The sequence below is a fragment of the Bdellovibrionales bacterium genome, assembly GCA_041662785.1.
In the GTDB taxonomy this organism is placed as follows: Bacteria; Pseudomonadota; Alphaproteobacteria; order UBA9219; family UBA9219; genus UBA8914.
This window is the reverse complement of record JBAZRW010000010.1, coordinates 1-20,048: the sequence shown is the minus strand read 5'-3', so window position 1 is coordinate 20,048 and position 20,048 is coordinate 1. Positions and strand designations below refer to the sequence as shown.

The window sequence follows — 20,048 nt, the reverse complement described above, 5'->3', positions numbered from 1 at the left end:
AGATGCCGCGTCAGTGTGTCTCAAAAGAAGGCGTTGCATATTGAAGAAAAAAGGCAGGCCGTTTAACAACATAAAACTTTTCTTCTGGCACGGGCATCGTCTGTATGTCTTGTTCTATTTTTACACGGGCACTGGAAACCCCCTTTTGAACATCGGGGTCACGGGTGTTCTTCCCAACCCAATCTAAATCCTTCTGATAGCACAGTAACGCCTCACGACTGGCTGGGGTGGCGGCCGTTTCCTTTTCATCCATCAGAGCGCAGTAATTATGCCAAACACGCAAAACGGTTTCCTGTTTTGTTTCTTCATGGTCAGCGTTTTCATAAAGAAATTTATGAGTATCAACATACCTTTTATACGAAAAAATTGTTTTTTTCTCAAAGAGTCCAGAAAGGTTTGCGTCAAGCCTCATGAATTCTTCCAAAGTCTTGACGACGTCCTTGTATATGGATTCATGTTCTTGGGGGATTTGGCAGACCTGTTGCGTGGCCTCCCACACTAACCCCACGCCATCACGAGTCCCTTTATCCTGATCCAAAGTTTGATTAAAAACAGAGGAAATCTTTTGAGCCTCTTCGGGGACAGAACAAGGCAAATAATACCCCACCAAAAGACTACACAAGTAATTCATATGTTCTGGATCGGTCACAATGTGGGAAGGGATTGCCTCTATAAACTCAGCAAAAATCTGGCCAACCTTAGCTTCCACTTCTTGCTCGTCCATCATGCCGCCCCCTTTTTTAGTTAAAGGCCTACCCTTTTTCATAAGCCTATCTCTTTATTTTTGGTCATGCAACGCGGCGGTTTGGTTAACGGAAAAATCAGAGAATTATAGCTTTTTCTTCATGTTAGGGCTTTGTGGGATCCAAGGTGATTTTTGCGCGGACGCCTGCTATAGTTCCCCACCATCAAACTGTTATGGGATTCGCGCCGTGACTTTCACTTCTTTTCACCGCCTTTTAGCTCTTTTGCTTTTGACAACCACGCTTGGCGCTTGCGCGAGCGAGGACAAACCGCTGCCTCCCGACAAACCCGTTGAGGAGCTTTATTCGCATGCCTCTGACCTGATGGATCAAAAGGATTACAAGGAGGCCGCTAAGCAGTTTCAAGAGGTCGAGCGCCAGCATCCCTATTCGACGTGGGCAACCAGAGCACAGCTCATGGGGGCCTATGCCCAATACCAAGCTATGGATTACGATGCTGCGCTAACCTCTTTGGAACAATTCATTCAGCTTCATCCCGGCCATGACAGCACGCCTTACGCCTATTACCTTGCTGCCTTGTGCGACTATGAACGACTAACGGACGTGCGGCGCGATCAAACCTATGCTCACAACGCGCTGAAACGCCTGCAAACGATTATTAGCCGCTTTCCCGAAACAACCTACGCCAAAGACGCCGTGCTAAAAATTGCACTGGTCAACGATCATCTGGCGGGGGCCGAGATGGAAGTCGGGCGCAATTACATGAAGCAACAACTATACACCGCCGCCGTCGGACGCTTTCGCAATGTCGTCGAAAAGTATCAGACCACCAGCCATGTGCCTGAAGCGCTACACCGCCTTGTCGAATGCTATCTCTCGCTGGGTATCGTGAGCGAGGCGCAAGCCACCGCCGCCGTTCTGGGTCACAATTTTCCGGGCAGTTCGTGGTATCAAGACAGTTATAACCTTCTTGTGAAAAACGATCTCGCCCCCGAAGAGAATAAGGAAAGCTGGATCGGCAAGATTTGGGACAAGGCGTTTTAAACCAAAAGTGGACCCGCCGTGCTAAACCAACTCATCATCCATGATGTCGTCCTGATCGAAAAGCTGACGCTTTCCTTTGAAGGGGGACTGAATGTATTGACAGGCGAAACGGGCGCGGGAAAATCGATCCTGTTGGACGCGCTGGCTCTTGCCTTGGGGGCACGAAGCGATGCGGGCCTTATCCGCGCAGGCGCTGATCAAGCCTCTGTCACGGCCAGCTTTTCTGGCGCATTGCCGCCCGATCTTAAGGCTTTACTTCAAGAACAAGGCCTAAGTTTTGAGGATCCCCTGACCCTGCGCCGCGTGATTGGCAAGGACGGCAAAAGCCGCGCCTTTTTTTGCGATCAACCGATTGGCGTGGCTCTCTTGCGCCAAATCGGCGATGCTTTGATCGAAGTTCACGGCCAGTTTGAAACACATGGCCTTTTGAACGCCGCCAACCACCGCACGATTCTCGATCTTTATGCGGGCGCGGGGGCGCTTAAAAAACAAACCGGCACGGCTTTTGACGACTGGCACAAGGCTCGCTCCGCCTATGACGATGCGCTGGCTTTACATGAGCGCACGCAAAATGAGGAAGAGTTTCTTAAAGCCGCGGTGGCGGAGTTGGACGACCTCGCGCCACAAGACAAGGAAACCGAAGCGCTGGCGGCGCAGCGCACGCAATTGCAGCACCGTGAGAAGATTTTGGAAGCGCTTCAAACAACCGAGCAAGCACTTAGCAGTCATCGCGGCGCGGCGGCTCAGCTCGCCTTGGCCGGAAAGACGCTGGCACGAATTGCTGACAAAGCGCCCATGCTTTCCGACATTTTGGCTATTGTGGATCGCGCCATCAATGAAACGCAGGAGGCGTCGATCCAGATCGAGCGGTTTGGGGCGGCCATCGATAACGACGGCGCGAGCCTTGATAAAATCGAGGAACGCCTATTCAAGCTCCGCGCCGTGGCCCGCAAGCACGGCCATAATACGGACGATTTAATTGCGATCCATGAGGATTTACGCGCACGCCTTGCGCTGCTTACCGATCAAGGTGGGCAACTCGCCAAACTCGCCAAAGCCGTATCGCTCGCCCGCTCGGCTTATGTCAAACGCGCCGAGGAACTCAGCGACAAACGCCAAAAAGCCGCCGCCAAACTCGCCAACGATATTATGCGCGAATTGCCGCCGCTCAAACTGGAACGCGCGGTGTTTGAGCCGACAGTCACCCGCCAAGATGAAGCCGCATGGAACGCGGAAGGGCTTGATCGCGTCGCGTTTATGGCAACAACCAACGCGGGGCAGGCGCTCGCGCCCCTCAACAAAGTCGCTTCAGGCGGCGAGCTTTCGCGCTTTATGCTGGCGATCAAAGTCGTGCTGGCCAAAGCCGACCCTGTCCCGACGCTTATTTTCGATGAGGTGGATGCAGGCATCGGCGGCGCGACCGCCTCCGCCGTAGGACACCGCCTCGCGCAGCTGGGGCGCGACGTGCAGGTTCTAGTCGTCACACACAGCCCGCAAGTCGCCGCTCTTGGCGGCCATCATTTGCGCGTCAGCAAAAGCACGAAGGGCAAAGCGACCACCACGGATGTTAAGCCCCTTGCGCACGATGAGCGCCTTGAAGAAATCGCCCGGATGTTGGCAGGCGCAGCCACCACCGACGCCGCCCGCGACGCCGCACGAGCGCTAATGGGGGATAATTTTCAAACACCAAAGAAAGCAGTAAGATTGTGATGACTGACATTTTACCGTCATTGCGAGGAGGCCAAAGGCCGACGTGGCCATCCAGCCGCGCGGCGCTGGATTCCCCCGCCTTCGCGGGGGTTCCGCTCGCAATGACGATTATAACTTATGGCTTTAAAAAATGAGTTACGTACTATGAAGCTTCTTGATTGGAATACCATCTATAGATAAACTTTGAGCTTGTTACCTCTATCAGAAAGAATCCATAATGTCATTTCGCCCATATGCTCATCTTGGTTTAATGATTATTCTTTTGCTCGCTGCGAGCCTGCCCGCACACGCTGAAGAAACCGCATTTTTGCGCGTTGAAAAAAGCAAAACGATAAACTGCGGCTATATTACTTGGCCCCCCTATATTATCAAAGACCCAAACACTGGAAAAGTGTCTGGCATCAATTATGATATTATGGAAGCCATCGGCAGGAACCTTGGTCTTAAAATAAACTGGATTGTTGAAACAGGTAGTGGCGAAATTGCAGCCGCGCTAAACGCCCAAAAATTTGACGTCATGTGCGCCTCCCTTTGGCCAGCAGCCGGACGCCTTCAAACGCTAACTATGACAAGGGCAACTTTTTATAACCCGGTTCATGCCTTCACACGCGCCGACGACCAACGCTTTGATAGCAATATCGAGAAAGCGAACATAAAAGATGTTAAAATATCCGCAATTGATGGCGACTATAGCTACGATCTTGCGAAGGAAAAACTTCCCAATGCCACCATCGTTTCTCTGCCTATGACGGCTTCGGGGAGTGAATTTCTGATGCAAATCATGACAAAGAAAGCTGATATTGTCATGTGCGATGTTGGTCTTGTAAATGACTTTATGAAAACAAACCCGAATACGCTTCGCAAAGTAGCCAGTATTCCTCCCGTTCGCATTTATGGCGAGCTTCTTTCTGTTAGACGCGGCGAGTATCAATTAAGAGATATGATTGATCACGCCATTACACAACTTGCCGATGACGGCGTTATAGAAACTATTCTTCAAAAATACGAAAAAAACTATGGGGTAAAATACTATTCTCCTACCCCATCCTATGTTGTGCCTAGATAATTCCTCTTTTACGCAAGACACATGACCACACTCCCTCCCCGCACCCCTTTGGAAGCTGCTGCTGCGATGGCATCGCTGGCGACTGAGATTGCGCGGCATGATGCGCTCTATCACCAAAAGGACGCGCCAGAGATTTCGGATGCGGATTACGATGCTCTGCGCATGAAATACAAGGCGCTACGCGAAGCCTTTCCCCACCTTGCCCCCGCCGACGATCCTGAAAAGAAGGTTGGCGCCGCGCCCGCCGCAGGCTTTAGCAAGGTCACGCATAGCGTGCCAATGTTGTCCTTGGGCAACGCGTTTGCCGCCGAGGACGTGGCCGATTTTATCGCGCGTATCCGACGCTTTTTGAACCTTGCCGACTCTGCCCCCATCGCCATGATGGCCGAGCCGAAGATCGATGGCCTATCGGCCTCACTGCGCTACGAAAGGGGACGCCTTGTTCTTGCTGCCACGCGCGGCGATGGCCAAGTCGGCGAAAACATCACGGCAGGCGTAATGACGATCAAGAACGTGCCCCACACGCTTGCCGGTCTTGCGCCCAATGTCCTTGAGGTGCGCGGTGAGATTTACATGAACCGCGCGGATTTCTTTGCGCTCAACGCGCAGCGTGAGGCGGCGGGCGAGCCTCTTTTTGCTAACCCCCGCAACGCGGCGGCTGGCAGTGTGCGTCAACTTGACGCATCAATCACGGCGCAGCGCCCTCTCTCCTTCTTCGCCTATGCTTTGGGCGAGGCCTCCACCCTCCCCTTCACCTCACAGCAAGGCTTGCGCGAACATCTTCTGGCTTGGGGCTTTGCCCTTAATGAACCCGCCCGCTTGTGTCACACAACGGATGAGATTCTTTCCTATTACGAAGAGATTGAACAGGCGCGTCACGCCCTGCCCTTTGATATTGATGGCGTGGTGTACAAGGTCAATGACTTCGCGCTGCAAGAACGTCTTGGCTTTGTCAGCCGCGCTCCACGTTGGGCCATCGCGCACAAGTTCGCGGCTGAACGCGCAGAAACAATCTTAAAAGCCATCACGGTTCAAGTCGGACGAACGGGCGCGTTGACCCCTGTTGCGGAATTGGAGCCGATCAATGTCGGCGGCGTGATGGTGAGCCGCGCCACGCTTCACAACGAAGATGAAATCGCCCGCAAAGATATTCGCGAAGGCGACACGGTTATCGTGCAACGTGCCGGTGACGTGATCCCGCAAATTGTCGAGGCTCTCCTTCACCATCGCCCCAAGGACTCTGCGCCGTTCGCCTTTCCTGATCATTGCCCCGCTTGCGGCGCTAAGGCTGTGCGCGAGGAAGGCATGGCGGTTCGCCGCTGCACAGGCGGCCTGACCTGCCCCGCGCAAGCGGTGGAACGCCTATGCCATTTTGTCAGCCGCGACGCGTTCAACATCGAAGGCCTTGGCGAGCGCCGCGTGCGTGAGCTGATGGAAGCTGGCCTAATCAAAGCGCCCGCCGACATTTTCCGCCTTCACGCGCACCGCGCCGCCTTAACCCAGCGCGAGGGATGGAAGGAAAAGTCTGTCGCCAACCTTCTGGATGCCATTAAGGCGCGGCGCGAGGTTTCCCTCGACAAGCTCATCTACGCCCTTGGCATCCGCCAAGTCGGCGAGGCAACGGCAAAACTGCTGGCGCGGCACTATGGCTCGCTTGACGCCCTGCAAGCTTCCATGATCGCCGCGCAGGACGAAACGGCCGAGGCATGGCAGGTTCTTATCGGCATTGACCAGATTGGCGAGCTTGTGGCCCGCGACATCGTCGCCTTTTTCGCCGAACAGCATAATAGGCAAGTTTTGGCCGATTTGGCCCACGAGTTGACCATCCTGCCCTTTATTCAGGTGGAAAGGCCATCGCCCCTTTCCGGAAAAACCATTGTGTTTACAGGCACTTTACAGGGCATGGGGCGCAGCGAGGCCAAAGCCAAGGCAGAAAGTCTGGGGGCTAAGGTAGCCGGATCCATATCCTCAAAAACGGATTTTCTTGTCGCGGGCACGGACGCTGGCAGCAAGGCAGGCAAAGCCGTAGGGCTGGGCGTTACTGTGCTGGATGAGGCCGCATGGCTCCATCTTATTGAATCCCTCTAACCCTCTGTACAATGAAGCGCTTTTTGCCTAACTTGGGGAAACGCGAATCAACCACCCGCCTGTGAGGCTCCGTGAGCGACGATAAGAACACAGATTTGCCTGACGTATGGGCCAAACTTTCCATAGAGCTTATGGCAGAGCATGGCCTTGCTCCAACGCCCGATAATTTTGCCGTCTATTACGGTTACTTTTCCAATTCGAACCCTAACCTGAAAATGGCGATGGGTTTGCTCATTGATCAAGATGGGCGCCTGACCCAATCACAATGCACGGAACTCTTTCTGGCTCATCTTAGTCTTGAGGCCGAAAACAAGGTCATCCAAAAAGCCTCTGGCAACATTGTTGATGAAATCAACACGGTGATGAAGGTTTTAGAAAAATCAGCGGATGAGTCCAATCAGTACAACCAAACGCTGACATCTTTCACGGGAGCTCTTCAATCCAACGTTTCAATCGATCAGATTAAATCAGCCGTGTCCCGCGTGGCAAACGAAACACGCATCATGGCCGAACAAAATCAGCGGCTTCAATCCCAGCTGACAAACTCAACGCAACAGCTAACCGAGATGCGCTATAACCTTGATGTTGTGCGTAAGGCCTCGCTGTCGGATGCGTTGACGGGTGTCGGCAACCGCAAGTATTTTGATGAGGAGATCAAACGCGCCATAGATGAATCCGTTGAGAATAACACGCCTTTATCCTTACTGATGTGCGATATCGATTTCTTTAAAAAGTTCAACGATACCTTTGGGCATTTGATCGGCGATGAAGTTCTTAAACTTGTCGCTAAAACACTGGTTGAAAACTTGAAAGGCCGCGACATCATCGCCCGTTATGGTGGGGAGGAGTTCGTGATCCTTTTGCCTCAAACCACCGTGGCGGACGCCGAGCGCGTCGGCAATCAGCTGCGCAACATTTTGGCCACCAAGCAAGTACGCCGCCGCCGCACCAATGAAAATCTGGGCGTCGTCACCATCTCGATGGGCGCAACAGAATATATTCCCAATGAGGAAACAGACAGTTTTATTGGTCGCGCTGATGGGGCTTTGTATGAAGCCAAACAAACGGGCCGCAACAAGGTCGTGCCCAAGGCCGCGCCAGTTACAGAGCCGGACGCGCAATAGTCGACGATGCCAATTTTGGCAGAACGGCGCGGGTCAAATATAGGCCGCCGCCCTCATCGTGGACACGCGTCGTACCGCTAAATCCAGCCTTATAATAAAATGGCGCAATGGCGTCATAAACGGCAAGTATAACCGTTGATGGCACTTTGATCCGCCTAGCAATCTCCTCAACGCACCCTTCAATCATCTGCGATCCGAGTCCTTGTTTTTGATGATCGGGATGCACAGCCAACCAGCTAATGCCCCAAGTATTGACCGTAAATAACTCCTCTGAAATCGCCGCTGCGCCGATGATCGCGCCCTCTTCCTCACATACCAGAAAAGCAGGCTTGTGGTAATCATCCGAAAACATGCACGCAATATAGTCACACGCCAAAGGCCGAAAGCTCTCCCCAAACCCAAGGGTCAGAAAATCTTCTAACTGCCGCGATTGCTTGGGCTGAAGGAGAGTGATAATGAAACAAGTTCTCATAATTAAGGTTGCCTAATTCTTTTACCGCCCCCCTTGCGGGGGAGGAAGCAAAAACTTAGGCTTACGACTTGTCCGGCGAAGCTGCAAAGCAGCGAAGACGGAAGTAAGTCTTAGTTTTTGCAGGTGGGGGGTCGAAACCCGTCCCATCCAATCATGACCCCCCACCTAGTTTTTCTAAGGACTTGCTACGCAAACCCAAGAAAAACTTTCCTCCCCCGCAAGGGGGGCGGTAAAGAACGCCTTGCACCTATCGCATCAATGCGTTAGGCCAAAGGCATGACTTTTGGCGCTTTAAATCAAGAACCCGAATCCCCCTACTGGCAAGGGCTGAACCCTGCGCAGCGGGCGGCTGTAGAGCAGTTGGACGGCCCCATCCTTGTCCTAGCGGGGGCGGGGACGGGCAAGACGCGCGTGCTGACCTCTCGCCTTGCTCACCTTCTAGCAACAGGCAAGGCCGTTCCGGCGCAGATCATGGCCGTGACCTTCACCAACAAAGCCGCCGCCGAAATCCGTGAGCGCGTCTCTGGACTTTTGGGCGGGCGCTCGGTTGAGGGCTGGTATCTTGGAACCTTTCACGCGCTGGCCGCGCGTCTTTTGCGACCCCATGCTGAGCGCGTTGGCCTCAAGCCCTCCTTCACTATTCTTGGCACAGACGATCAACTGCGCCTGATCAAGCAGCTACTGGAAGCCGAAAACATCGATGACAAAAAGTCGCCGCCTCGCGTCGTCCTTAGTTTTATCGAGCGGTGGAAGGATCGCGGGCTTCTCCCCAATGAGGTCAGCAACGATCACTTTGATATCGCAAACGGCAAGCTGCCAAAACTTTACAAACTGTATCAAGAACGCCTGTTAGAGCTGAACGCCTGCGACTTTGGCGATCTTCTTTTGCATCACCTGACGCTGATGCGCCAAAATCCCGACATCTTAGAGCAGATCCAAAACCGCTTTCAGTATTTGCTTGTCGATGAGTATCAGGATACCAACGTCGCGCAGTATTTGTGGCTACGCCTGATCGCGCAAAAAAGCAAAAACATCTGCGTCGTGGGTGATGAGGATCAATCCATCTATGGCTGGCGCGGCGCGGAGATTGGCAACATTCTGCGCTTTGAAGAGGATTTTCCGGGTGCAACCGTTGTGCGGCTAGAGGAAAATTATCGCTCCACGGGCCATATCCTTGCCGCCGCTTCGGCTCTCATTGAAAACAACGAAATGCGCCTTGGCAAAAGCCTGTGGACGATGGCCGATATGGGCGATGCGGTTCAGGTGCGCACCCTGTGGGACGGCGAGGAAGAGGCGCGGTGGGCGGCGGATGAAATTGAGGCACTACAGCGACGCAAAATCCCCCTTTCACAAGTTGCCATCATGGTGCGCGCAGGCTTTCAAACCCGCCAATTTGAAGAACGGTTTATCGCGCTTGGCATTCCCTATCGCGTGCTGGTTGGTGCTCGCTTTTATGAACGCGCCGAAATCCGCGACGCGATGGCCTACCTGCGTCTTGTTGCCTCACCCGACGACGATCTGGCGTTTGAACGCATCGTGAACCTACCCAAACGCGGGGTCGGCCCCGCCGCGATTCAGCAGTGCCACACGTTCGCCCGCGACCACGGCTTTTCGCTAAGCGAGGCCGCGCTTCGTTTGTCGGAAACGGATGAGCTGAAGCCCAAGCTTCGCGCCACGTTGCAAAACCTGATGCAAAGCTTCGCCCGCTGGCGCGATCTTCTTAATGAGCTTCCACACGCGGAAGTCGCACAGATTATTTTGGACGAGTCCGGCTACACAGGCATGTGGCAAGCGGACAAATCGCCCGACGCGCCGTCCCGCCTCGACAACTTGAAAGAGCTGATCAGCGCGATGGCCGAGTTTGACACGCTTCCCGCCTTCTTGGAGCATGTGAGCCTCGTCCTTGAAGTCACGGATAACAAAGAAATTGATCAAGTCAGCCTGATGACTCTGCACGGCGCAAAGGGCCTTGAGTTCAACTTTGTCTTTCTTCCGGGATGGGAAGAAGATATTTTCCCCTCACGCCTATCGCTAGCCGAAAACGGCAACAAGGGGCTGGAGGAAGAGCGCCGCCTCGCCTATGTCGGCCTGACGCGCGCGCGGCAAAAAGCGTGGATCAGCCACGTCGCCAATCGCCTTGTTTATGGCAGTTGGGTGAACGCCCTACCCTCACGCTTCCTTGCCGAATTGCCTGCCACGCATGTCGAGAGAAGCTCAACCATCGGCCAAACCGCCGCGCACCGCTCATCGTCTTTGGGCGGCTGGGATGAAGAACGGCGCGAGAAGAAAGCCCCACCCCTTTGGCAGCAGCTTAAGGCGGGACGCGCCCACGCCTTGCCTCATCAAGCACAACAGATAGAAGGCAAAGCGCGTGAGATCGCCGCACCACGGCGGGAAGGCAGGCTGAATGTCGGGGATCGCATCACGCATGGCACGTTCGGCCTTGGCACTGTTCGCCGTGTGGATGGCGACAAGCTAGAAATCGCCTTTGACAAAGCGGGCCTTAAAAAGGTGATGGAGAGTTTTGTGAAGGCGGCGGGATAACGCGCCGCCCTAAACTTTTCCTACGCCCTCAATCCACTCCAGCCACGCAGACATGCCCTCGCCCGACGTAGCGGAAAGCTGCAGAATCGTAAGCTTAGGGTTAATCTGCCGCGCAAACCCAAGGCAACGCTCAACATCAAACGGCACATGGGGCAGCAAATCAATTTTGGTGAGCAGCATTAAATCGGCAGCGGCGAACATAGGCGCATATTTAAGCGGCTTATCATCACCTTCCGTCACGGAAAGCAAAACGACCTTGGCCGCTTCACCTAAATCGAACGAGGCAGGGCAAACAAGGTTCCCAACGTTTTCGATAAACATGACCCCACCATCAAGAGTGCCCTCGTCAACCTTTAAATCTTCCAGCGCATGCCCCACCATATGACCATCCAAATGGCAGCCCGCGCCCGTGTTGATCTGAACAGCAGGAGCGCCCGTGGCGCGGATGCGCTCGGCATCAAAGTCGGTGCTTTGATCACCTTCGATCACGCCCGCCTTAAATCGTCCGGCCTCTAGCGTTTTTGTGAGAAGCGTCGTCTTGCCCGCCCCTGGACTGGACATCAGGTTAAGGGCGACAATTTTATGGGCCAGAAATGCCGCGCGGTTTTGCGCCGCATAGCGATTGTTTTCGGCCAGAATGTCTTGCTCGACCGAAACGGCGCGGGTCGCGCCCATCTCATGATCGTGAACAGCGCCTAAAGGCGCGTGATCGTGGTGGTGATCATGGCCATGAGTATGATCGTGATGCTGTTCGCCGGAACAACCGCAAGTGATGCACATGAAAAACCCTTTCATCGACGTGTTTTATACTGGTTAACGCATACGGCCCTTAATAGCAACGCCATGAAAAAAAGGGTAAAAAACCCTTTGCTTTTTGCCCGCCGATTGTCTACTTTACGCGCCTTGCTGGTAAAGCAATGCACCCGTAGCTCAACTGGATAGAGCATCTGACTACGAATCAGAAGGCTAGGGATTCGAATTCCTTCGGGTGCACCATTTTTATTGATGGCTCATGATCCAAAACCAAAGTCTTTTTGACGTTGTCGGCATTGGCCGCTCTTACGTTGATGTCATCGCATCAGCTCCTTATGCCCTTCTCAACGACCATGATATTCCCCTCGATACGGGCCGCTTTTTTGATGCACAACAAATCAAAGAGATTCAAGCCAAGCTTAAGTCCCCACAGCACTTTTCCGGCGGCGCTATCCCCAACACCATCGCGGGGGTTGCGGCTCTTGGCGCGCGCGCAGGCTATTTTGGCAACGTCGCGGACGATGATCTGGGGCGCACTTTTTCAGACGACTTGGCGGAGCGCAAGATTGATGATCTTGCCTCAAACCCTCTTACGGGAAATCTTCTTTCCGGAACCTGCATCGTTCTGCTGACCGAAGGGGGCGAACGCAGCTTTGCCCTCCATAAAGGCTGTGTGGATCATTTTAACCCTGCCGATTTTTCTGCCTTTGATTTCTCTTCCACGCGCTATCTTCTTGTCGGCGGCAATTTACTTTCCAACGCTGAAACGGCCGATATTATCGCAAACGCCCTAGAGCAAGCCGCCACGACATCCTGCAAAATCGTTATCACCGTTTCGGAAGTCAGAAACTGGCAAGGCCGCGAGACCTACGCCAACGATATTGTAGCCCGTCATGCCGATATCTTGGTCGGCAATGAAACCGAGATGCAGGCCCTTTTTGCCATAACGGGAGAGATCACCGACCCCGAAAAAATTATTCTGACAACCAAAGGCGCGCAAGGATCCTGCGCTCGCCATGCGGGCAAAACCCTTTCCCACCGCGCCATGCCACACGCCTGCTTTGTCAATTCCCTTGGCGCTGGCGATCAATTTCTGGCTGGCTTTTTAAAGGCACAAACACTGGGTTGGCCCGTCGACAAAAGTCTTCGTCTTGCCACACGCTGCGCCGACGCGATTATTGCCGAGAACGAGGCGCGTCCCCGCGCCGACGTATCATGGGAATCTTTTCTCCCCTCTATTATTTAAAGAGTCAATCTCGCTACAACAAAGGATTTTTGATTGTTTTCGAGGATCGCAGCGTAAACGTACGTTTAGGTACGTGCGCAGCGAACCACAGAAAACGGGCAAAAAGCCAAAGGTGTAGTAGAGATTGTTAACACCGGCCATCGCCAAACAACGCCGCCATCCCACAAGACGATCCAAAAAGCGAAACGGGGTCATAACCTGCATTCGGGACAATCGTCATCATGTGACCAAACGCCGTTTCACCAAAGCTTTTGGACAAATACTGCCCGTAATTCTTGCCCCGCACTGTTCGATCTGGGCCTTGCGCCATCGCGGCGCAAGAACGATCCAGATAGTGATCAATGAGAATTTTATCACCCACTAGATAGAGAACGGGCTTCTCTGGATAGTCCAGCCGGATCGCATTGGCCCCCGCACTCTTGGCATAGGAGGAAAGAGAGGCAAGACCGTAAGGATAATCGTTAACATTGGGGCACGAAGCAACATCCGGCGCGATAAAACGTGCGCTTTCCGGCGAAGGACGCGAGGCCGTCATATAAAGATAGGAAGAGGGGTTGGCCACGACATAACGCATGGGCAATCCCTCCTTTTTCAAAACAGAAGGGGCTTTCCCCACCGCAGCATAACGCTGAACAAAATCGCCACCCTGCCCATGTCCGGCAAGAATGACTTTCTCCAGCATCGGAAACCGCTCACGATCCGAAAGATACAAAAGCAAGATATCCAGCGCGGTATAGGAACTAATCCCACGCTGCCCAGCCCCTAACGTGGACTCCCCCCCCCATTGCCAGCCGTCTTCGATGCGCCAACGCGCAACCTGCCGTCCAGAATCAGGCAGGTACTTGGCAAACCGCACGATATCAACATCCAAAGGAAACTGCGGCGCGAGAATAAGAGTCTGCTCGCCCTCTGAGCCGGACAAGGTCATCAAGGTAGCAATGCCATCAGCGGCATTACGCGTCATATCGTGGATAAAAACAATGACGCGCTTAACTTGCGTTTGATCCTCATCCAGTGCAACGCTACTAGCCACAGGTAAAAGCTGGGGCGCGGCTTTCGCGCCGAAACCCATCGGAAGGATCGGGATAAACTGTTTGGGCAACGCCGCAATGGGGGGGATACCCCTTCCCCTTTCCGTTTTTCCTGCCTTCCCTTCGGGCGCATATAAAACATCCTCGCGCTCAACATCAAGGCCCGCCGCTTTTTTCGCCTCCTCTGTCAGGGCAGGCGGCTTGCTAAGATCGACCGTTTTGGGAGCCTGCGTCTGCCACCCTTCAAAGCCATCGCCTTGAACGGAGTCCACTCTAGAAGAAGGAGGGGCTGGGTCAATCACCACGGGTGGATCATCCGCAATCATCGGCGCGGTATAGACTTTATAGGGAGCGGAAGGTTCGTCTTTACGCGGCGGCCCATTTTGGGCAGAAGTCTCTTTGTCCGTCTCAAGGCGTTTGGCCTTAATCAGTGCAGGGGATTCCTTAACCTCAGCCTTCTTCGCATCGTTTTTCTCATCGCTTTTAGGAAGACTACCGTCACTAATCGTTGAGACAACAGAATCAAAAACGCCCGAAACGCCGTCAAGAACAGAATCAACCGAGATGGTTTTATCGGCTGGAGCCTCTCGCGGGCCCGTTTGAATCTCACCAGAAGTGGACAGAACGCCAGCTTGAACGGGCACAGGAAGGCACAAACACAAAAGAATAAGAACAAACAGATTTCGCACTTGTTTTAGACTCCCACTCATGGAAAAATCGCGCTCGTGAACAACTTAAAGCCCGCTTCACATTAGATGACAAAAAGACAGCCCATGACAAGCCCCAAACCATCCCCCGCCCCCTTGCGCGTTGCCGCGCTGATTGACCTGCCCCTCTCGCCTATGTCGGGAGGCCATGCACGAGGTTGGGAAAATTTGGCTAAGGCAGCCGCTATCACAGACCTCCCCCTTGACTTCACCGCCTATTTTTCGGGTGAGACAAGCACGCAAGAGCTAAGCGCCAAGGCAAGGATTAAACGCCTGCCCCCGATATTTAGCACAAGCCGCCTTAAGTTTCTTCCCTACGTTCCCGATAACACAGACTTAGGGGGCTATCATAAGGAACTGGCGAAAGAGCTTACGGATTACGATGTTATCGTTACGACAGATGGCTTTTTCTGCTTCGCGCAAACGGCGGAAAAAGTAAGCCGCAAAAAAGGTATTCCCCTCACAACGTCTTTTCATACCGACACGCCCGCCTATGCGCGGGTATTTACGCAACTGACTATTGAACGTCTTTTTGGGCAAAGCTGGCTGGCGCGGTTGCTCCTCAATGTTTTTCATCTACCTGAACGGCAGGAAGCCGCCAAAATAAACCGCCTTAAAAAACATCTTCGCGCCTGCACCGCCGCTTTCTACAAACGTGACGAAGACAGAGCCATTGCGGCAGGCATTATCGGGGACGAGCGCGTTCACATTGTGCGTATCGGCACGGATCGCGACCTTTTCGGCCCTCACAGACGTGACCGCGCAGGCGTGGAGGCAGACTATGCCATCCCGCATGATCGCATCATTGTCCTCTTCGTCGGAAGGCTAGATGAGGGCAAGAACATCTACACCCTGATCGGCGCGATGGAAAACCTCATTGCCGAGGGTCGCGCCGTTCACCTTATCACGGCAGGCGTGGGCCCCGCCGATAAAGATTTGCGGGAGCGCCTTGGCGATCACGTCACAGTGGCGGGACAAGTCAGTCCTGAAGAAATCGCCCGTCTGTACGCTAGTGCTGACGTTTTTGCCCTTCCTTCTGAAATCGAAATTCGCAACACGGCTTCAGTTGAAGCCATCGTTTCAGGCCTCCCCATCCTTGTGTCGGAAAAAAGCGGCATCGCCGCCCTGTGCGATAATACACCCGCCATGCTGGTCGTGCCCAGTGGGGTTGAGGCTTGGACCAATGCCTTGCGCGACGTGACAGGCTCAACCAACACGCGCCTTCACATGGGCAAAGTCGCACGTGCTTATGCCGATACATCGATCGCGGATTGGCGCACTGTTTTAGAGAACGATTTTTACCCAGTATGGAAAAAAGCGGCGGAAGAAAAGAAAAAAGATGCCTGATTTTGGTCATCACATACTGATCCTTGTCCCGCATCCCGACGATGAGGTCGTCGCCTGCGCCGCAACAATAGGCCGCGCCCAAGCCTTAGGCGCAAGGATCTATTCCCTTTATCTGACGAATGGCTGCATTGCGCGAAACGCCTTGTGGCCGTGGCAGCGAGAGCATTACCGCACGATGGTCGCGCGTCGGCACAAAGAAGCTGAGTTGGCCGCCAAACGGCTTAAGGTCAAACCGCTTGCGTTTGCGGACCGTCCCTCACGATACGCGATCAATGAGTTGCCCACTGTCCTAGAGGAAATCCGCTACGCCATCGCGTCACACGACATTGATCAACTATGGGTTCCTGCCTATGAAGGCGGCCATACCGATCATGACGCCATCAACGGCGTATGCAGCCTATTAAAACAAGACATCAGTATTCTTGAGTTCTCAGAATATAACTATGCAGGCGGGAAGGCTCATTCAAATCATTTTTCCTCCCCGAATGGAACCGAAAGACTTGTGCGCCTGACGGACGAAGAAAAAGGGAACAAACAAACCCTTTTAAACCTTTACGCCAGTGAGCGAAGCAACCTTGGCACTATCAAAACAGATCATGAGGTCTTTAGGCCGCTGGCGTCTTATGATTACGCGCAGCCGCCGCATGAAGGAAAATTATGGTACGCTCGATTCCAGTGGGTTCCTTTTCGCCATCCTCGCATTGATTTCACAAAGCCAGCGCAGGTGAGCGAAGCCATCACGGCGCTTAAGGGTTAGACAGCGCCGCGCACATAACGCCTGACCCCCGCGTTAAAAACAATCACAGCCAGAACGCCATAGAAAATCATCGCGCCGATAAGCAATGCGCAAAGCGTTGCGTCAAACTCCCGCGTCAATTGAACAGGAATATAGGTAATGAATCCGGCGGGAATGATCGTAAAGGCCACCGCTTTAAGCGCAAAGGGCTGGCCATGAAGAATGTTGCCCGTAAAAATCAGAAGCATTTCAAAAAGCTGATCGGGAAAGCGCGGGCTCCCCTTTAGCCAAAATGAAAGGGAGTACATGATAATAAGAACCGACAGCAAAAGCGTAGCGGACATCATCGCCAGCACCAGAAACCACGGCAAGCTTGATAGAGGCATCCCCCCCAGTGTTAGCCACAAAATAGGGCCGTACAAAATGTCGCCCAAACTGGCTGGCGATGAGGCGCTCATAAGCACGGCAGGCAAAACCGCACGAGGTCGCGTGATATAAGCGTCCAGCGATCCATCCTGTATCCAGTAGGCGATGTTCCGCACGCCGTAAAAGAAAAACATGCAAAAGCCAAAGGAAGAGGCAAAAATTCCGATAAGCCGCATATAATCGGGCAATTGCCAACCTTTAAGATCGCTGACCGATTGGAAAAAAAGGATCCAGATGATAAAAAACATCGTGTTCTGGATCATCATGAAAAATGACATGACGAACAAGCGTCTAAGCTGCGCGCCATGGCTTTTCATGTTTGCCATCATCAGCGCCCAAAGATAGGAAAGAGTCCCCCTCATGCACCCTCCCCCGACTGGATTTTGCGCATAATCACGCCATCAAACCAACGTAAGAGCGCAAGAAACGCCGCTGCCCAAAATACCTGATGCAGGAACGCCAGCGCGTAATAAAGCGCGGAGTGATGCAAGGCCCAACTCCCCGCCGCCGCCAGCACGGCGGGAAAGGGCGTGGCCCACATGATCCCTTTCATCCACAGCGGATAAAACGCCATCGGCCAGATCATCGCGCCAAACAAAAACACAGCCTTTTGCCACACCCATGAGGCAGGTTCAGCCTGCGCAAACCACAGACACGACGCGCCAATCATATAAAAAGCGCACTCCGTGATCACCGCGCCAAGAGGCAAGCTCAGCACCATGCCAACCGTTTGCAAAGGCGTCATCACAAACGCGCCCGCCAGCAAGGCTGTGATTCCCATCATTGGCACAAACAACACCAAAAGCCGCGCCAGCGCTTCACCGCACCAAATCGACACGCGAGTCAAACTGGTGGGATAAGGACGCAGCAGAGACAGGCTCATCTGCCCGCTATGAAAATCGCTTTGCACCTCTTTAAAAACCCAGGAAACGCACGAGAACAACATATATTCCGTGATCGCCAAATACCAGATCAACTGCGCATGGCTATAGCCATGCTTGGCCAGATCGGCGGGCGAGATCATTTTGATAATGCCCGCGTAAAACACCATGATCGTCGCATAGACAAGGAACGCGCCGACGAACAAAATCTTTTGCTGCATCGTCTGGCGAAAGCCAAGACGCAACCCAATGCCAAGAACACTCAAAGAGTTGGAAAGGCCAGCCATCATCCCGCCTTTTTGTGTTTCATGTGAAGGTAGATCGTTTTAATAATCTCCTCCAACGGCAAATCTTCAATTGTGATGTCAAGCAGCTTAAATCGCTCAAGGCATTGTGCGACGATAACCTCCATCCTCACCTGCGTTACGTCCACCTTAAGCACAAGCCTATGATCGCCCTGTTCTTCCACCGTGACATGCGGATGATCGAACAGGGGGCATTCTTCTTCCGTCGTAAGCAGCAACGTTTTTGTCTGACGATAATCGCGATGCAGTACAGGCAACGTCGTATCCAAAAGCTTAAGCCCGCGATCGATCAAAATCACGCGGTCGCAGATTTTCTCGATATCGTCGGTGTCATGACTGGTCAGCAAAACTGTCGTTTCGAACTCTTGCACCAAGCGATTTAAGTGATCACGCAGCAAGGCCTTGGCCGTCACATCAAGACCGATGGTCGGCTCGTCCAAAAACAAAACCGACGGCTGGTGGAGAAGCGCCGCCGCAATATCACAGCGCATCCGCTGCCCCAGCGAAAGCGTGCGAGCATACTGATTAAAAAACTTGGTAAGGCCAAACACCTCAATTAGTTTTTCCGTTTGCTGGTTCGCCGCCGTCTCATCCAGAGAGTAAATCTTGGCCAGCAGAGCAAAGCTGTCCTTTACAGGTAAGTGCGGCCACAGGTGTGAGCGCTGCCCGAACACAAGGCCAATCTTGGAGGCCAATTCTTGCGTCTTCTCCCACGGTGTCATGCCGCAAACGGACGCCGTCCCCGACGTAGGGCACAAAAGGCCCGAAAGCATCTTAAGCGTCGTTGATTTTCCCGCGCCATTGGGGCCGATAAAGGCAACTTTCTCGCCAGCTTGAATGGAAAAATTGAGGTCGCGAACAGCCACAAGCTCTTTTGTTTTCGGACTCGAAAACCAACCGCTTTTCTTGGCATCCTTATCACGCACACGAAAACCGCGTGTTAAGTCCTGTACCTGAATGATGGGATCCGCCATGATCATCTCTGCTTTACAAGAGTGCAAAGATAAGGATCATAGTCATAAAGCCACCTTTTTTTCAAGGACGGCATGGCCATCAGCCTAAAAAAAGACTATGCTATGCCACTTCCACTTCAAGAGTTAGTTTTCTGGAACAGAAAAAATAAGAAAACTGGATCCCCGCTTTCGCGGGGATGACGCTAAAGGAAACTGTGACCACAAAAAACACCGTCACTCCCGCGAAAGCGGGAGTCCCGTTTGTTTTTTCCACCCGCCAACTCCTCACCTGTTTTAGGTATAGAAATATGAACGACCCCCTGCTCAACGAACCCTTCGTCAGACTGTTTGTCGGCACGCTTGTCGGGCTGGTGCTGGGCAGCTTCACAACCATGCTCAGCTATCGCTTGCCACGAGGCCTGTCGATTGTCTCGCCACCTTCAACCTGCCCCAGTTGCGGCTCTCACTTGACACCACGCGATCTAATCCCCGTTGTGTCATGGCTGATCGGGCGTGGGCGTTGCCGCCATTGCGCCGCGCCCATCGGTACGCGTTATGTGGTGATTGAGCTTATAACCACGGCGTCTATCGCGGCGGCTTTTGTTGTTTTTGGATTCACGTGGGCGCTTATCGTGGCACTCATTGTGATCATCGCGCTCATAACGACCACAACGATTTATTGCGAGCGCCGCTAAAAAGAAACGGGTGGCCCCCGCCACCTTCTCCCTGTTTTTTTGGTTTTGGAGATCCAAAATCGGGCGAAGTTTGTAAAACACAATAAAAACGGCATAATGATCAAAAGGTGTGGGTAGATTCACGATTTTGAGAGCAAAAAGCTGATCATTTTTCTCCGCCGATCCTTCTTCAATCCTCGATGTATTTTGACCTTGTTTTTCCAGTGAGCGAAGGAG

At 53.2% G+C, this 20,048-nt stretch carries 17 protein-coding genes and 1 tRNA gene; 11 read left to right on the top strand and 7 right to left on the bottom strand.

Annotation, left to right across the window (positions count from 1 at the left end; genetic code table 11):
• Window positions 1-10: 10 nt before the first annotated feature.
• Window positions 11-727: a hypothetical protein gene (locus tag WC612_07110; GenBank protein MFA6280542.1), complete on the bottom strand. Its 717-nt coding sequence runs from the start codon at window positions 725-727 to the stop codon at window positions 11-13.
• A gap of 205 nt (window positions 728-932) precedes the next feature.
• Between WC612_07110 and WC612_07105 the strand changes: the two genes are divergently transcribed.
• The 5 genes from WC612_07105 to WC612_07085 all read left to right on the top strand — a co-directional run bounded on the left by WC612_07105 (window position 933) and on the right by WC612_07085 (window position 7,736).
• Entirely contained in the window at window positions 933-1,748 is an 816-nt protein-coding gene (locus WC612_07105; GenBank protein ID MFA6280541.1) for an outer membrane protein assembly factor BamD, read from the top strand.
• 18 nt (window positions 1,749-1,766) lie between these two features.
• On the top strand, window positions 1,767-3,458 hold the full coding sequence (gene recN / locus WC612_07100; GenBank protein ID MFA6280540.1) for a DNA repair protein RecN: 1,692 nt from the start codon (window positions 1,767-1,769) through the stop codon (window positions 3,456-3,458).
• Window positions 3,459-3,675: 217 nt separating this feature from the next.
• Complete coding sequence (locus WC612_07095) at window positions 3,676-4,524, top strand: ABC transporter substrate-binding protein (GenBank protein MFA6280539.1); 849 nt, start codon at window positions 3,676-3,678, stop codon at window positions 4,522-4,524.
• A 21-nt stretch (window positions 4,525-4,545) separates the two neighbouring features.
• A complete protein-coding gene (gene ligA, locus WC612_07090; GenBank protein ID MFA6280538.1) occupies window positions 4,546-6,612 on the top strand; it encodes an NAD-dependent DNA ligase LigA in 2,067 nt (688 codons plus the stop codon).
• Window positions 6,613-6,683: 71 nt separating this feature from the next.
• Window positions 6,684-7,736, top strand: coding sequence for a GGDEF domain-containing protein (locus tag WC612_07085; GenBank protein ID MFA6280537.1), 1,053 nt, complete (start codon window positions 6,684-6,686; stop codon window positions 7,734-7,736).
• On the opposite strand, the gene WC612_07080 is transcribed toward WC612_07085, so the two are convergent.
• Window positions 7,714-8,208, bottom strand: a complete 495-nt coding sequence (locus WC612_07080; GenBank protein MFA6280536.1) for a GNAT family N-acetyltransferase — start codon at window positions 8,206-8,208, stop codon at window positions 7,714-7,716. The genes WC612_07085 and WC612_07080 overlap by 23 nt on opposite strands.
• A 276-nt stretch (window positions 8,209-8,484) precedes the next feature.
• On the opposite strand from WC612_07080, the gene WC612_07075 reads away from it, so the two are divergent.
• Window positions 8,485-10,752, top strand: coding sequence for a UvrD-helicase domain-containing protein (locus WC612_07075; GenBank protein ID MFA6280535.1), 2,268 nt, complete (start codon window positions 8,485-8,487; stop codon window positions 10,750-10,752).
• Between the two features lie 9 nt (window positions 10,753-10,761).
• Here WC612_07075 and hypB read toward each other — a convergent pair whose 3' ends face one another.
• A complete protein-coding gene (gene hypB / locus WC612_07070) occupies window positions 10,762-11,532 on the bottom strand; it encodes a hydrogenase nickel incorporation protein HypB (GenBank protein MFA6280534.1) in 771 nt (256 codons plus the stop codon).
• 139 nt (window positions 11,533-11,671) lie between these two features.
• Between hypB and WC612_07065 the strand changes: the two genes are divergently transcribed.
• Window positions 11,672-11,748 (top strand) — tRNA-Arg (locus tag WC612_07065).
• Window positions 11,749-11,764: 16 nt separating this feature from the next.
• Window positions 11,765-12,751 carry a PfkB family carbohydrate kinase gene (locus WC612_07060; protein ID MFA6280533.1) on the top strand — a complete coding sequence of 329 codons (987 nt, stop codon included), beginning with the start codon at window positions 11,765-11,767 and terminating at the stop codon, window positions 12,749-12,751.
• Between the two features lie 127 nt (window positions 12,752-12,878).
• Here WC612_07060 and WC612_07055 read toward each other — a convergent pair whose 3' ends face one another.
• Window positions 12,879-14,471, bottom strand: a complete 1,593-nt coding sequence (locus tag WC612_07055; GenBank protein MFA6280532.1) for a hypothetical protein — start codon at window positions 14,469-14,471, stop codon at window positions 12,879-12,881.
• An 84-nt stretch (window positions 14,472-14,555) separates the two neighbouring features.
• Between WC612_07055 and WC612_07050 the strand changes: the two genes are divergently transcribed.
• The gene (locus WC612_07050) at window positions 14,556-15,836 is read left to right on the top strand and encodes a glycosyltransferase (GenBank protein ID MFA6280531.1); all 1,281 of its coding nucleotides are present in this window, start codon (window positions 14,556-14,558) and stop codon (window positions 15,834-15,836) included.
• The gene (locus WC612_07045; GenBank protein MFA6280530.1) at window positions 15,829-16,593 is read left to right on the top strand and encodes a PIG-L family deacetylase; all 765 of its coding nucleotides are present in this window, start codon (window positions 15,829-15,831) and stop codon (window positions 16,591-16,593) included. The genes WC612_07050 and WC612_07045 overlap by 8 nt, the downstream gene beginning before the upstream one ends.
• On the opposite strand, the gene WC612_07040 is transcribed toward WC612_07045, so the two are convergent.
• From WC612_07040 to WC612_07030, 3 genes are read right to left on the bottom strand one after another with little or no spacing between them, the layout of a single operon-like run.
• A complete protein-coding gene (locus WC612_07040) occupies window positions 16,590-17,360 on the bottom strand; it encodes an ABC-2 family transporter protein (protein ID MFA6280529.1) in 771 nt (256 codons plus the stop codon). The two genes, WC612_07045 and WC612_07040, sit on opposite strands and share 4 nt — an antisense overlap.
• Complete coding sequence (locus WC612_07035; protein ID MFA6280528.1) at window positions 17,357-18,166, bottom strand: hypothetical protein; 810 nt, start codon at window positions 18,164-18,166, stop codon at window positions 17,357-17,359. Before WC612_07035 ends, WC612_07040 begins: the two co-directional genes overlap by 4 nt.
• Window positions 18,166-19,158, bottom strand: coding sequence for an ATP-binding cassette domain-containing protein (locus tag WC612_07030; GenBank protein MFA6280527.1), 993 nt, complete (start codon window positions 19,156-19,158; stop codon window positions 18,166-18,168). The genes WC612_07035 and WC612_07030 overlap by 1 nt, the downstream gene beginning before the upstream one ends.
• Before the next feature lie 287 nt (window positions 19,159-19,445).
• On the opposite strand from WC612_07030, the gene WC612_07025 reads away from it, so the two are divergent.
• Window positions 19,446-19,832, top strand: a complete 387-nt coding sequence (locus WC612_07025) for a prepilin peptidase (protein ID MFA6280526.1) — start codon at window positions 19,446-19,448, stop codon at window positions 19,830-19,832.
• The last annotated feature ends 216 nt before the right edge of the window (window positions 19,833-20,048 follow it).